The following is a 13,246-nucleotide window of genomic DNA, read 5'->3' on the forward strand; positions in this document are numbered from 1 at the left end:
ACGCGGCGCGGGAGGAACCCCGAGACGCCGTCCGGATCGCGACGGATAACGCGCCTATTCACAGCGCTTTTATGCGGTCCATCGATGATATACGACAGATGTTACGTCCGGTGGTCGCCGGTCTTGTTGCCATGCTCCTGCTCGGGAGCGGCGTGGCGCTCCCGGCCATGGCACAGGAGGGCGACGCGAGCGCCCGCATGCAGACGCCCGACGGGTTCGATCAGACGACGTTCCGCGTGACCGTGTACGGGAACGGATCGGCCACGTGGACGATCGAACACCGGACGCCGTTACAGAACGAGTCCGACCAGTCGCAGTTCGAGTCCTTCGCCGAGGAGTTCGAGACCACGGAGACGCCGCTGTACCGGAACTTCGTCGAGCAGTCGACGCTGCTGACGCGGTACGGGTCGAACACAACCGGCCGCGAGATGTCGGCCGGCCACTACGACCGATCGGCCTCGGTCGACCCGCTCCAGAGCACCGGCGCGGTCAGGATGTCGTTCCGCTGGGACAACTTCGCCGTCGTCTCCGAGGGCTCGGTGCTCGTCAGCGACGTGTTCGAGGGCGGCTTCTACATCGGCGAGAGCCAGTCGTTCGTTTTCGAGCGGGGGCCGGACGTGGTCTTCGCCGACGTTCGTCCGGCACCGGACTCACAGAGCGCCCCGGACGACCTTCGCGGGAGCGAGAGCGTCACCTGGAACGGCGAGCGGTCGTTCAACGACCGCCGGCCCTACGTCGAGCTCGAACCGCGCGAGAGCGCGGCCACGGCGGCCGGCGCGACCGGTGGCGACGCGACCGACGAGCGTCAGACCGCCGGAACCCCCGCGACCGCCGGGAGCGGTAGCCCGTCCTGGCTGTTGCCCGCGCTCGCCATCGTGGCCCTCCTCGTCGGCGGCGCGGCGGCCTGGCGCTCCGGTGCCGCGGCTCGCGTGTTCGGGGGAGACGACGGGGGTGCGGCCACCGAGACGCGTGGGGAGACAGTACCGGCCGCCGAAACGGCGGCATCCGAAGGCGGTGCCGAGTCCGAGACCGAGCCGGCGGTGTCGGACGAGGAACTGCTCACCGACAGCGACCGCGTCATCAATCTGCTCGAAGACAACGGCGGGCGGATGAAGCAGGTCGACATCGTCGACAACACCGACTGGTCGAAGTCCAAGGTGAGCATGCTCCTCTCGGACATGGAGGAGGAAGGAGACATCTCGAAGCTCCGGGTGGGTCGCGAGAACATCATCAGCCTCGCCGGGCACGAACCGGACGCCGCCGGGTCGCCGTTCGACGACGAGTGAATACGGACCCGTTGACGCTGGGGCTTTTTCGTAGCAGAACCGACCGTAGAGAGCCGCGCCGTCGTCGACCGTCTCCAGTTCTCATGCGAAACCGACACAGGGCGGGGTCGAAACGCAATGATTATACGTTCCTCCCCGCAAGAAATCAGTGTACGCTCCGTTGGTGTAGTCCGGCCAATCATATCACCCTCTCACGGTGATGACTAGGGTTCAAATCCCTGACGGAGCACTCCTTTCGACGTTCACTCGGCCAGCCGCGGCCCCGTGATTCGCGACCGACAGTATTTGTGTCTCCCGGGCCAACGGAGGGTATGCGCGTCGCGGTAGTCACGGTCGGGGACGAACTGCTCGCCGGCGAGACGGTCAACACGAACGCCGCGTGGCTGGGCCGGGAGCTGGCCGAGCGCGGCGTCACCGTCGCCCGGACGACCGTGGTCCCCGACGAGACCGCCGACATCGCCCGCGTCGTCAACGAATACCACGCGGAGTACGACGCGGTCGTCGTCACCGGCGGCCTCGGGCCGACCCACGACGACAAGACCATCGAGGCAGTCGCGGCGGCGTTCGGCCGTGACGTGGTCGAGAGCGAGGAGGCCCTCGCGTGGCTGGAGGAACACGGCGGCTACACCCGTGACGATCTGACCGACGGGACGGGAGAGGTGCCAGAGGGGTCCCGCGTCCTAGCGAACCACGAGGGCGTGGCTCCGGGCTGCGTCGTCGAGAACTGCTACGTCCTGCCCGGAGTCCCGGCGGAGATGAAGCGGATGTTCGAAGAGATCGCCTCGGAGTTCGCCGGGGAACAGCGCTACGTCCGGACCGTCGACGCCAACGAACCGGAGAGCGCGCTGCTCGACAGGCTCGCGGAGGTCCAGGAGCAGTTCCCCGTCAAGGTCGGGAGCTATCCGGGCGAGTACGTGACGGTCCGGTTCGAGGGAACGGAGGAGGAACTGGTCGAGCGGGCGGCGGCGTGGTTCGGCGAGCGCGTCGAGTCGCCGGCCGAGTAGCTATCGGTAGAGGTAGTTCAGCCAGAGGAAGGTGAGGAGGAGGCCGCCGAGCGTGATGGCCGCCCCCGAGGCGTTGATGACACCGGTCTGAACGGAACTCTGGAGTAGCAGTGACATAGGAGCCACTTCTGTGTGGGGTGGCTTGAAAGGCACGCTCCCGGGCCCCTTTTGCCGCGGGGTCGCCTAGCCCCGCTCGAATGCGACGAATCGGTGTCGTGGTCAACCCCATCGCGGGCATGGGCGGCCGCGTCGGCCTGAAGGGGACGGACGGCAAAGTCGAGGAGGCGCGCCGTCGGGGAGCCGAGCAGCGAGCGCCCGAGCGGGCGCGGGTCGCCTTGCAGTCGCTCGCCGACAGCGGAGCGCCCGTCGAACTGCTCACGTACGGCGGGCCGATGGGTGCCGAGATCGCCCGCGACGTGGGCTTCGAACCCACCGTCGTCGGCGACCCGGCGAACCCCGACGGGACCACGAGCGAAGACACCCGGAACGCGGTCCGAGCCTTCGTCGAGGCCGACGCGGACGTGATCCTGTTCGTCGGCGGCGACGGCACGGCGGTCGACGTGGCCGAGGCGCTCGACGCGCTGGACGCCGACGTGCCGATTCTGGGCGTTCCAGCGGGCGTGAAGGTCTACTCGTCGGTGTTCGGCGTGTCGCCGCGAGCGGCCGGACGCATCGTCGCCCGCTTCTCCGAGACGGAACGCGCGGAGGTCAACGACATCGACGAGGACGCCTACCGGGGCGGCGAAGTGATCACGGAACTGCGAGCCGTCGCGACGGTCCCCGTCGCCGACCAGCGCCAGTCCGCGAAGCAACTGGGCGGCGGCAGCGTCGCGTCGCTCGCGGAAGGGGTGGCCGACGCCGTCGAGGAGGGGGTCACGTACGTCCTCGGACCCGGGAGCACCGTCGGCGCGATCAAGTCGGAACTGGGGTTCGAGGGGACGACGCTCGGCGTCGACGTGTGGCGCGACGGCGAGGTGCTCGTCCGCGACGCCGCGGAGAGTGACATCCTCGACGCGCTCGGCGACCGGAACGTCATCGTCGTCTCGCCAATCGGCGGCCAGGGGTTCGTGTTCGGCCGCGGCAATCAGCAGCTCTCGCCGGCGGTGATCAGGCGCTGTGACGTCGAGGTCGTCGCCTCCCGCCGGAAGCTCGACGGCGTGGGAACGCTCCGCGTCGACACCGGCGACACCGACCTCGACGCGGAACTGCGCGGCTGGATGCGGGTGCGCGTCGGTCGCCACGAGCGCCGACTCGTCGAAGTCGTCTGAACGCGCGTGTCACAGACCCATGATATTTCGGACGGAGAATTTTATGGTGTATAGTCAAGATTAAGGTATCTCCCGCCCGACAAAGGACATATGGAAACGCGGAAAGTGCAGCGGCTGGGCCCGTCGACGCTCGCGATGACGTTGCCGGCGGAGTGGGCCAGCGCACACGACGTCGAAAAGGGCGACGAAGTCTCGCTGCGGATGGGCGGCAAGGGCACGCTGACCGTCATGCCCGAGTCGGTCCAGACCGAGGAGTCGGAAGCGATCATCCACGCCGAGAACCTCGACGCGGCCTCCGTCGAGCGAGCCATCGTCGCCCAGTACGTGCTCGGCCGGCGCGTCATCCACGTGGAAGCGCCGGAGGGCGAGACGCTCGAATCCTCGCACATCAACGCGGTGTACAACGCCGAGACCCAGCTGATGGGCCTGGGCGTCATCGAGGAGACGCCGGACCGCATCGCGATCCGCTGTTCGGTCGACCCCGAGGACTTCACGCTCGACAACCTCCTCGAACGGCTGGAATCGACCGGCTCGACGATGCGAAACGAGGCGATCAAGTCGCTCGCCCACGGTAACCCCGACCTCGCCCAGCGGGCGCTCAACCGGGAGCGACAGGCGAACAAGATCTTCGTCCTCCTGCTTCGCCTCATCTTCACGGCCTATCAGAACCCGAACCTCGCGCGGGCCATCGGCCTCAACGACGGCTTCCCGCTCATCGGCTACCGCTCGATCGCGAAGAACCTCGAACTGACGGCCGACAACGCCGAGGACATCGCCGAGATCGCACTGGAGACGCAAGACCACTCGCTGGAGGTCGACAGCTCGACGATGCGGCGCATCCGCGAGTTCACCGACCAGGTCAACGAGATCACGGAGCTCGCGGTCCAGGCCGCCGTCGACCGCAACTACGACACCGCGATCGAGGTCCGCGACCTCTACCGGGAGATCGGTGACAAGGAACACGAGATCCTGAACGACCTCCCGGAGATGGGCAACGAGGACTTACTGGAGGTCCGCGAGGTGCTCGTCAGCCTCCAGGAGACGGCCGAGTTCGCCGTCCGGAGCGCCGAGATCGCGACGAACCTCGCGCTCAACGAAGAGTCCGAGCACACGACCATCGAGTAATCGACTTCGAGCCGGTCCGTTTTTTCGCCCTGTTCCGCGTTCGGCATCCGCGATGTCTCATCGCTTGAGCCACTGTGGACTGACGATTGCGGCAGTCAGCCGAGCAGTCCGCCGTCGTCCGTCTGCGTCTCGGTAGGTGTCTCCGTTTCGGTCGGTGTGGCGGTTTCGGTCGCTGTCGGTGTCTCCGTCGGCGTCGCAGTCTCCGTCGGCGTCTCGGTGTCCGAGCCGTCACCGCCGAGGAGTCCCTCGTCGGTCTGTGTGTCGGTCACGTCACCGTCGAAGAGTCCGCCGTCGGTGGCGGTTTCGGTCTCCGTGTCCGTGGGGGTCGCCGCTGACCCGTCCCCGCCGTTCGTCCCGCCTTCGTCGGTGGCGTCCGTCCCGTTGGTCCCGGTCGGGTACTGTGCTTTGTTGCCGAAGATGTCGGTCTCGATGTCGGTTCGGTAGTCGATGGAATCGAGGTCGACGCGGAACTGCTCGCCGCCGCCCTCCAGAACGAGGTAGAAGTCGATGTACACCTCGGTTCGCTGGTTTCGCTGTAGGTGGGTGACCCACCAGCGGTCCAGATTGTCGTTCCGGATGGCGGTGTCGGCCTCGATGGTCGTCTCCTCGCCCGGCCTGAGGACGTACCCGCGATCGGTCTCGCCCTGGCCCACCGTCACGTCGTTCATGGAGATGGTGTAGCCGATCTTCGAGACGGTGTAGGGGTAGAGTTTGGGATTGTAGACGTCGAACGAGAGGTCGAGCGGCGTCTCCGAGCGCGTGAGGTTCGCCTGGTCCCAGGACCCGTGCGTCTCGTTGACGTACAGCACGGGATCGGAGACGAGCGGCTGGTTCGCCTCGACGGGGCGCGTCTCGGTCGAATTGAACTGGCTGACGATGTCGGTCTCGACGGTCCGCTCCTGGCCGAAGGCGACGGACCGGCCGCCGAGCGTGGACGACGTGGCCGTCGCGTCGATTGCCACCGTGGTCGTCTCGCTGTTCCTGACGTGGGTGTACCACCACGCCGGAATGCGGTCGTTCTGCATCGTCGTGGCGAACGGGACCGTCGTGTTTCCTGACCCGATGTCGAGACCCTGCTTCTCACCCTGTGCCATCCGCACGTCGTTCATCGCGACGCTGTAGGTGACCGAAAGCCCGCCCAGCTGGACGCCGACGGGGTTCGGATTCGACACGGTCAGGTTCGTCGCGACGGTCGTCGTCTGGTTCGAGACGCCGGCGAAGTGGTTGTCGACGGCCGCGACGGACGGTGTCCCGAGGACGCCGAGCGCCACGCCGCCCCCGAGGACCGCTACTGAGACGACCACGAGGACGCCCGCGAGTTTGAGCCGGTTCATTACCCTTCCTTTCTCCAACGGGCGGGTATATGTCCTGTGGCTCGACCCCGAATGAACTAAGTAGGAAACAGCGAAAGCGACGTACATGAGTTCAACCGAGTCGGGGACCGACCTGGGTATCGGTCTCGCGCTGCTGTTCGGTCTCGTCTCCGTGGGCGCGGCGGCCATGACCGCCATCAACGGCTACAACTACGCGATACTGCACTACGTTCAGGAGGTCGACACCGGGAACCTGCTGGTCACGTCCGGCGGCGCGTTCGGGGTCGCCATCCTGGCCGCGGGCGTGGCCATCGTCGCGATCCACGCCTACGACGCCTGAGTCCGGCCGGCGTATCAATTCGCCGACCTGTGAAGGGAACCGTTAAAAACGCAGAGACCTATTCTCCACTATGGCCGATTACAGCGAGGAAGACCGACGCATTCTCGAGTACCTCCGAGACAGCGTCTCGCGCGGCGAGAGCTACTTCCGCGCGAAGAACATCGCTGAACAACTCGGCCTCTCGTCGAAGCAAGTGGGGGCGCGGCTCCCGCGGCTCGCAGAGGAGGCCGACGAAGTCGAGATCGAGAAGTGGGGTCGGGCCCGATCGACGACCTGGCGAGTCACGACGACCACCGGATAATTCTCGCGCGCCCGGCACTTGTTCGATCGGTGGATTCATCGGAGAGTAGTCCGCAGTATCAGCCATGACTGTCCGGGTCGAACGGAGCATGACTGTGTCGGCCCCGCCCGAGCGCGTCTGGGAGTTTATTGCCGACCCGGAGCGGCGCGCCGAACCGATCAGCGTCGTCGAAGACTGGGAGGTCGAGGACGAGCGCAACGCGACCTGGTTTCTCACGCTCCCGATCCCGGTGATCAATCGAACGCTCCGCGTCGAAACCGAAGACGTGGAGCGCCGCGAACCGGAGTACGTCCGGTTCGTCGGGACGTCGAAAGTGATGCGCGTCCAGGGCGAGCACGAACTCGAGGAAACCGAAGACGGGGGAACGCGCCTGACGAACCGCTTCGTCGTCGAGGGGCGACTCCCCGGCGTCGAGGGGTTCTTCAAGCGAAACCTCGACGGCGAGCTCCGGAACCTCGAAGACGCGCTGCGCGAGGACCTCGAAGTCGAAGCATGAAGGTCGCGCTCGCACAGATCGAGATCGCGGGCGGATCGACCGAGCGGAACGTCGACCGCGCCGTCGCGGCCATCGAGGAGGCGGCAGCGGACGGGGCCGACCTCGTCGTCCTCCCGGAACTGTTCAACGTCGGTTACTTCGCCTTCGACAGCTACGCCCGCGAGGCCGAAGGGATCGAGGGCGAGACGCTCACACGCATCCGACGAGTGGCAGACGACTGCGACGTGGCGGTGCTGGCCGGCAGCGTCGTCGAGGACCTCGAAGCGAGCGCCGACAACGGCATTGCGGTCCCGACCAGTGAGGGGCTGGCGAACACCGCCGCGTTCTTCGACCGCGACGGCCGGCGGCGGGCGGTGTACCGCAAGCACCACCTGTTCGGCTACGACTCCGCCGAGTCGCGGCTCCTGGAACCGGGGCAGGCGCTCCCGACCGTGGACTTCGAGGGATTCACTATCGGCATCACCACCTGTTACGACCTCCGGTTCCCGGAGCTCTACCGCCGGCTGGTCGAGAGGGGCGCGACGATGGCGCTCGTCCCCAGCGCGTGGCCGTATCCCCGCGTCGAACACTGGAAGCTGTTCGGCCGGGCGCGCGCCGTCGAGAACCAGCTGTTCGTCGCGGCGGCAAACGGCGTCGGCACGTTCGACGACGCGGAACTGCTCGGCCGCTCGACGGTGTACGACCCGTGGGGGACGACGCTGGCGAGCGCGGCCGAAGACCCGGCGCTCGTCACGGCGACCGTCGACCCGGAACGCGTCGAGCGCGTCCGCGAGGAGTTCCCGGCGCTGGAGGATCGCCGGACGGACTGACGGTAACTGCAGTCGTCGTTTCACAAAAAGCGGTTTTTGAGCGTACGCCGCTTCTTTGCCACTCTCTGTCGCACTGTGGTCTGTATGTCTTCGAGAGGCAGGGTGCTCGCCGTCGTCGCGCTCCTCTTGCTCGCCGGCTGTGCCGGCATGGGCGGGAGCGGCGCGTCGGCCGGCGACGGCGGTGGCGGCGACGGCGCACAGATGGCCGCGAGCGGCGGCGACGGCGGCTCCGGGAACCCGGGGGCGGAAGCCGCCGACCGGGCGAGCAACGGCGCGGCCGCCGTGAGTGCACAGGCCGTACGGACCGACCGCGCCATCATCCGCACCGGTCGGATGGTCGTCGAGGTCGAGAACTTCACGAGGGCCTCGTCCGCGGTCGCCGCCGCGGCCCGCGAGAGGGGCGGGTACGTCAGCGATTCCAACAGTCAGCTCCACCGCGACGGCGACGGGTCGTGGTACACGGGCTACGTCGTCGTCAGGGTCCCGAGCGACCAGTTCCGCTCGGTGCAGGAGACCGTGAGCGAGCAGGGAACGGTCCGCTCCGAGGAGACGACCACGGAGGACGTGACCGACCAGTTGGTCGACCTCGAAGCCCGACTGGAGAACCTCCGAAGCCGACGTGACCGCCTGCGCACGTTCTACGAGGAAGCCGACGACACCGAGGAACTCCTGCGCATCGAGGAGCAACTCTCGTCTGTCCAGAGCGACATCGAGCGCCTGGAAGCGAAGAAGCGCTCGCTCGAACAGCGCGTGGCGTACTCGACGCTCCGGGTCGAGATCCACGAACCGACGCCCGGCATCGACGAGATCCGCACCCAGTACCACGAGCAGTCGCTCGTCTCCGTGTTCCTCTCGTCGGTGCAGGACGTGTACGTGTTCGGCCGCGCGACGCTCGTGACCGTCGTCGCCGCCGCGCCGTGGCTGGCGGTGCTGGCCGTCCCGGTGGTCGGCGGGCACCGCCTCCTCCGCGGGCGCTCGCTCCCGCTCGTGGGCCCCTCCGACGGCGGGACCGCTTCCGACGGCCCGCCGCCGCGAGACGATCGAACGGCAGCGAACGACGCCGAAGACGGTGGCTCTGGGCCCGGCGAGACTGACGCGAACGAGGCTGCAGACGAGTCGCCGGACGGCGAGCGGTAACCGGCGCTCCACACCGGGCCTTTTTTGCGTGTGCGCTCGCTACAGTGTACTGCCGGCAAGGCGCTTTTCACGTCGATGCCGGCGTTAACGCCCGTCTCGCTGCTCGGCCACTCGGCGTCGCTCGTCCGCCGGAGGCTGTCCGGACAGCCTCTTTCACTTCACGCTCGGAGTTCCGGGTAACTCTCTCCTCGTCTTTCGGGATTCGCCAGCCAGTCGATCGCTCGTGAGCCGTCACGCTGTCGCGAGCGGCGCGGAGACCTATCGGATCGGATACTAACGGATAGTGACAAGACTTATTCCGGACCCGTAAGCCGAATTCGCATGAACATCTCTCAGTCGTTACGAGAGATCCCCGGCGTTCTTCGTCGCCGGTTCGCAGTCGATCCGCGGGCGCTGACCGCGTTCCGGATGTCCCTCGGTCTCTGTCTCGTCGTCGACGTCGTCACTCGACTCACGGAACTGACCGCGTTCTACACGGACGGCGGCGTGCTCCCGCGGTCGATCCTCCGACTGCTATACCCCACCGTGGCCCCGTTTTCGCTGTTGACCGTTTCGGGCGCGGGCTGGGCCCAGTTCGGTCTGTTCGCCCTGACGGCGCTAGCAGGAGTCGCGCTTCTGCTCGGCTACCGAGTGCGACTGGCGGCCGCACTCTCACTGGTGTTGCTGGTCTCGATTCACATCCGAAATCCGTTCGTCCTCAACGCGGGCGATACCCTATTTCGACGGCTCCTGTTCTGGAGCCTGTTGCTCCCGCTGGCCGGCCGCTCCTTTCGGTCCACCGATCGGTCCCCGGTCACGCCCGTTGCGACCGCGGCGACGGCCGGGGCGCTGCTGCAGGTCGTGGTCGTCTACGGCGCGAACGCGCTCGTGAAACTCCGGGGAGAGCAGTGGCTCCGTGGGACCGCAGTGCGATACGTGTTCGAACTCGACCACATCACCGTCGGACTCGGGGATGCCCTGAGTAGCTGGCCGCTCCTGCTGACGGGCCTGAACTACCTGTGGCTCGCGATGCTCGTCGGGTCGCCGCTGTTGATCCTCTCGACGGGTCGCCGCCGGACGGTCCTGGCCGTGGGGTTCATCGGCGCACACCTCTGCATGGCGGCGACGCTTCGCCTCGGCGTCTTCCCGCTCGTGTGCGTCAGCGGACTGCTCCTGTTTCTCCCCGCCGGTGCCTGGGATGCGGTCGAGCGGTCCGTCCCCGAAGCCGTTCGTTCGATACGCTCGCGCCGGCCTCGGCGCTCCGTCACGAGCGCCCTGCCCGCTGTTCGCGCGGCGGCGTCCGGAATCGCCATTCTCGCGGTCGTCGCCTTGCTCACCGTCAACGCCGTCGCGGTGGGCTTCGTCGACGCGCCCGCCGGAACGCCGGAGCGAATCGAGAACCGGAGCTGGGACATGTTCGCGCCGTCCCCGCCCGTTCAGACGTGGTGGTACGTGGCCCCCGCGACGCTGGGATCGGGAGATCGGATCGACGCGCTCACCGGTGGGCCGGTCGACAGTACTCGGCCTGCCGACGCGGCGAGCCGGTTCCCCGGGATGCGATGGAAGAAGTTCCTCGGTGACGTGCGTCGCCGGCCGCGACTCAGGCGACCGCTGGCGACGTACCTCTGCACTCGATGGAACCGGACCCACGACGACGAGATGGAGCAGGTGACGCTCGCGTTCATGACCGAGCGAACGCGGCTCGGCGCTTCGGAGCGCGTCGAGCGGACGACGCTTGGGACCTACGGCTGCGCCTGAGACAGCACCCACATCGGCCCGCCCGTCGACCCTACCGCTGTCGCTCGCGGTCCAGCGCCGCCTCGAAGTGCGCTGCCGTGATCCGCACGTCGTCGGCGTTCTCGGCGGCTTGCTCGGGCCCCTGTTCGGTCGCGGCCTCGCGGATGGCGAGCATCGACGCCTCGCGGACGACGGCCTCCAGTTGCGCGCCGGAGAAGCCCTCGGTCTCGTCTGCGAGGTCGGCGACCGACACGTCGTCGGCCAGCGGCTTGCCCGCGGTGTGGACGGCGAGTATCTCCTCGCGGGCGTCGTGGTCCGGTTCGGGGACCTCGACGTGCTGTTCCAGTCGGCCGGGGCGCAGCAGGGCGTCGTCGATGATGTCCCGGCGGTTCGTGGCGGCGAGCACGACCAGATTGGGGTTCTCGGTGATGCCGTCGAGTTCGGCGAGCAGCTGTGAGACGACGCGCTCCGTGACCTCGTTGCCCTGGCCCCGGTGGCTGGCGATGGCGTCGATCTCGTCCAAGAAGATGATGCTCGGTGCGGTCTGGCGGGCGCGCTCGAACAGTTCTCTGACCGCCTCCTCGCTCTCGCCGACGTAGCGGTCCATGATCTCCGGGCCCGCGACGTGGATGAAGTTCACGTCGCTCTCGCCGGCGACGGCGCGGGCGAGCAGGGTCTTGCCCGTCCCGGGCGGGCCGTACAGCAGGATGCCGCTGGGCGGGTCCGTGTTCGTCGCGGCGAACAGTTCGCCGTAGGCCAGCGGCCACTCGATGGTCTCGGTGAGCGTCTGCTTGACTCCCTCCAGGCCGCCCACGTCGTCGAACGTGGCGGTCGGCGACTCGGCGACGTACTCCCGCATCGCGCTCGGGTCGACGGTCGCGAGCGCCGTCTCGAAGTCCTCGCGGTGGACCGAGCCGTCGTCGCGCTCCGCCCGGAGCGCCGCCATCGCGGCCTCCGTCGTCAGCGAGGCGAGGTCGGCCCCGACGAAGCCGTGGGTCTGTGCGGCGATTCGGTTCAGGTCCACGTCGTCGGCCAGCGGCATCTCGCGGGTGTGAACGTCGAGGATCTCCCGGCGGCCGTGCTCGCCGGGGACGCCGATCTCGATCTCGCGGTCGAAGCGGCCGCCGCGGCGCAGGGCGGGGTCGATGGCGTCGACGCGGTTGGTCGCGCCGATGACGACGACGCGGCCGCGGTCTTCGAGCCCGTCCATCAGCGTGAGCAACTGGGCGACGACGCGGTTCTCCATGTCGGCGTCCTCGTCGCGCGACCCGGCGATGGAGTCGATCTCGTCGACGAACAGGATGGCCGGCGCGTTGGCCTCGGCGGTCTCGAACGCCTCCCGCAGGCGCTCCTCGCTCTCGCCCTTGTACTTCGAGACGATCTCGGGCCCGGAGATGGTGTCGAAGTAGGCGTTGACCTCGTTGGCGACGGCGCGGGCGATGAGCGTCTTCCCCGTGCCGGGCGGGCCGTGCAGGAGGACGCCGCTGGGCGGGTCGATTCCCAGCCGGCGGAACTCCTCTGGCTCCGAGAGTGGCATCTCGATCATCTCGCGGATGCGGTCCAGTTCCTCGTCCAGCCCGCCGATGTCCTCGTAGCTCACCCCCGAGTCCGCCTCCGCGCTGGGGGCGTTGGGCGTCCCCGTTCCCGCGTCTTCCTCTCGCTCGCCGCTGCTACCGCTCGTTGCGTTGAGACCGGGCAGGACGGACACCCGCGTCGAGTCCGTGACCCTGACCGGGCCGGACGGTGCGGTCTCCCGGACCAGGAAGGTCCCGAGCCCCTCGATGTGCGTGCGCTCGTCGGCCTGGATGATCTGGTCGACGAGCCGTGTTCGGACCATGTGCTCGTAGTCGTTCTCGCCCGGCATCGCCTCGACCGGCTGGACGGCGATTTCGCGGGCCTCGGAGACGGATCCGCTGGTCACCGTCACGGAGTCGCCGATGTTGACGCCGGCGTTGGCCCGCGTGTCGGAGTCGATGCGGACGAACGAGCCGTCGTCGTCGGCCGGCCAGACCTTCACGACGGTCATGCCGTCGCCCTCGATGATGACCGGCGACCCGCTCAGGACGCCCAGTTCCTCGCGTGCGGACTCCGGTAACCGTGCGATACCGCGCCCGGCGTCGCGCTTGTTCGCACCCTCGACGGTGAGTTCGATACCGGCGTCACTGGAGCCGCTCATGCCGCCTTCTTGCGGTTCGACGCCCTTGAGGGTTCCCGTTGTGTCGCGGGAAAATAATATACGGTCGGCCGTCAGACGTTCTCACATGGTTGTCCAAACCGAGCGGGACGAGGTCACCTGGTACAAGTGCGAGACCTGTGGCCTGATGTTCGACGACCAGAGCGACGCGCGCCAGCACGAGGAGAACTGCGACGACGAGGACCCGTCGTACATCCAGTAGCGTCGCCTGAGCGTCCGGCTATCGCGCCGTCCGCGTGGGAACCCTCAGTTCACGT

At 67.8% G+C, this 13,246-nt stretch carries 13 protein-coding genes and 1 tRNA gene; 12 read left to right on the forward strand and 2 right to left on the reverse strand.

Features of this window, described 5'->3' with window-relative positions:
- The first annotated feature begins 71 nt into the window (after nt 1–71).
- From GM656_RS11875 to GM656_RS11895, 5 genes are all read left to right on the forward strand, one after another.
- Nucleotides 72–1,286 (forward strand): helix-turn-helix transcriptional regulator, encoded by a 1,215-nt coding sequence (locus GM656_RS11875; protein WP_162413899.1) that lies wholly within the window; start codon nt 72–74, stop codon nt 1,284–1,286.
- Between the two features lie 154 nt (nt 1,287–1,440).
- A tRNA-Glu gene (locus GM656_RS11880) sits at nt 1,441–1,515 on the forward strand.
- An 82-nt stretch (nt 1,516–1,597) separates the two neighbouring features.
- The gene (locus GM656_RS11885) at nt 1,598–2,290 is read left to right on the forward strand and encodes a competence/damage-inducible protein A (protein ID WP_162413900.1); all 693 of its coding nucleotides are present in this window, start codon (nt 1,598–1,600) and stop codon (nt 2,288–2,290) included.
- A 197-nt stretch (nt 2,291–2,487) separates the two neighbouring features.
- Nucleotides 2,488–3,558 (forward strand): ATP-NAD kinase family protein, encoded by a 1,071-nt coding sequence (locus tag GM656_RS11890; RefSeq protein ID WP_162413901.1) that lies wholly within the window; start codon nt 2,488–2,490, stop codon nt 3,556–3,558.
- 90 nt (nt 3,559–3,648) lie between these two features.
- A complete protein-coding gene (locus GM656_RS11895; protein ID WP_162413902.1) occupies nt 3,649–4,683 on the forward strand; it encodes a phosphate uptake regulator PhoU in 1,035 nt (344 codons plus the stop codon).
- Between the two features lie 95 nt (nt 4,684–4,778).
- Here GM656_RS11895 and GM656_RS11900 read toward each other — a convergent pair whose 3' ends face one another.
- Nucleotides 4,779–6,017: an LEA type 2 family protein gene (locus GM656_RS11900; protein ID WP_162413903.1), complete on the reverse strand. Its 1,239-nt coding sequence runs from the start codon at nt 6,015–6,017 to the stop codon at nt 4,779–4,781.
- An 85-nt stretch (nt 6,018–6,102) separates the two neighbouring features.
- Between GM656_RS11900 and GM656_RS11905 the strand changes: the two genes are divergently transcribed.
- The 6 genes from GM656_RS11905 to GM656_RS11930 all read left to right on the forward strand — a co-directional run bounded on the left by GM656_RS11905 (nt 6,103) and on the right by GM656_RS11930 (nt 10,816).
- The gene (locus tag GM656_RS11905) at nt 6,103–6,336 is read left to right on the forward strand and encodes a hypothetical protein (protein ID WP_241692759.1); all 234 of its coding nucleotides are present in this window, start codon (nt 6,103–6,105) and stop codon (nt 6,334–6,336) included.
- Nucleotides 6,337–6,406: 70 nt separating this feature from the next.
- Nucleotides 6,407–6,637, forward strand: coding sequence for a DUF7123 family protein (locus tag GM656_RS11910; RefSeq protein WP_162413904.1), 231 nt, complete (start codon nt 6,407–6,409; stop codon nt 6,635–6,637).
- A gap of 64 nt (nt 6,638–6,701) precedes the next feature.
- On the forward strand, nt 6,702–7,133 hold the full coding sequence (locus GM656_RS11915; protein WP_162413905.1) for an SRPBCC family protein: 432 nt from the start codon (nt 6,702–6,704) through the stop codon (nt 7,131–7,133).
- Nucleotides 7,130–7,942: a carbon-nitrogen family hydrolase gene (locus GM656_RS11920; protein WP_162413906.1), complete on the forward strand. Its 813-nt coding sequence runs from the start codon at nt 7,130–7,132 to the stop codon at nt 7,940–7,942. Before GM656_RS11915 ends, GM656_RS11920 begins: the two co-directional genes overlap by 4 nt.
- Before the next feature lie 84 nt (nt 7,943–8,026).
- On the forward strand, nt 8,027–9,079 hold the full coding sequence (locus GM656_RS11925) for a DUF4349 domain-containing protein (protein ID WP_162413907.1): 1,053 nt from the start codon (nt 8,027–8,029) through the stop codon (nt 9,077–9,079).
- Nucleotides 9,080–9,400: 321 nt separating this feature from the next.
- Complete coding sequence (locus GM656_RS11930) at nt 9,401–10,816, forward strand: HTTM domain-containing protein (RefSeq protein WP_162413908.1); 1,416 nt, start codon at nt 9,401–9,403, stop codon at nt 10,814–10,816.
- A gap of 31 nt (nt 10,817–10,847) precedes the next feature.
- Here the strand turns inward: GM656_RS11930 and GM656_RS11935 are convergent, their stop codons facing one another.
- Complete coding sequence (locus GM656_RS11935; protein WP_162413909.1) at nt 10,848–12,971, reverse strand: CDC48 family AAA ATPase; 2,124 nt, start codon at nt 12,969–12,971, stop codon at nt 10,848–10,850.
- Nucleotides 12,972–13,056: 85 nt separating this feature from the next.
- Here GM656_RS11935 and GM656_RS19520 point away from each other — a divergent pair, with 85 nt between their 5' ends.
- A complete protein-coding gene (locus GM656_RS19520) occupies nt 13,057–13,191 on the forward strand; it encodes a DUF7128 family protein (RefSeq protein WP_004517924.1) in 135 nt (44 codons plus the stop codon).
- Nucleotides 13,192–13,246 lie beyond the last annotated feature (55 nt).

The sequence above is a fragment of the Haloarcula salina genome, assembly GCF_010119195.1.
Taxonomy (GTDB): domain Archaea; phylum Halobacteriota; class Halobacteria; order Halobacteriales; family Haloarculaceae; genus Haloarcula; species Haloarcula salina.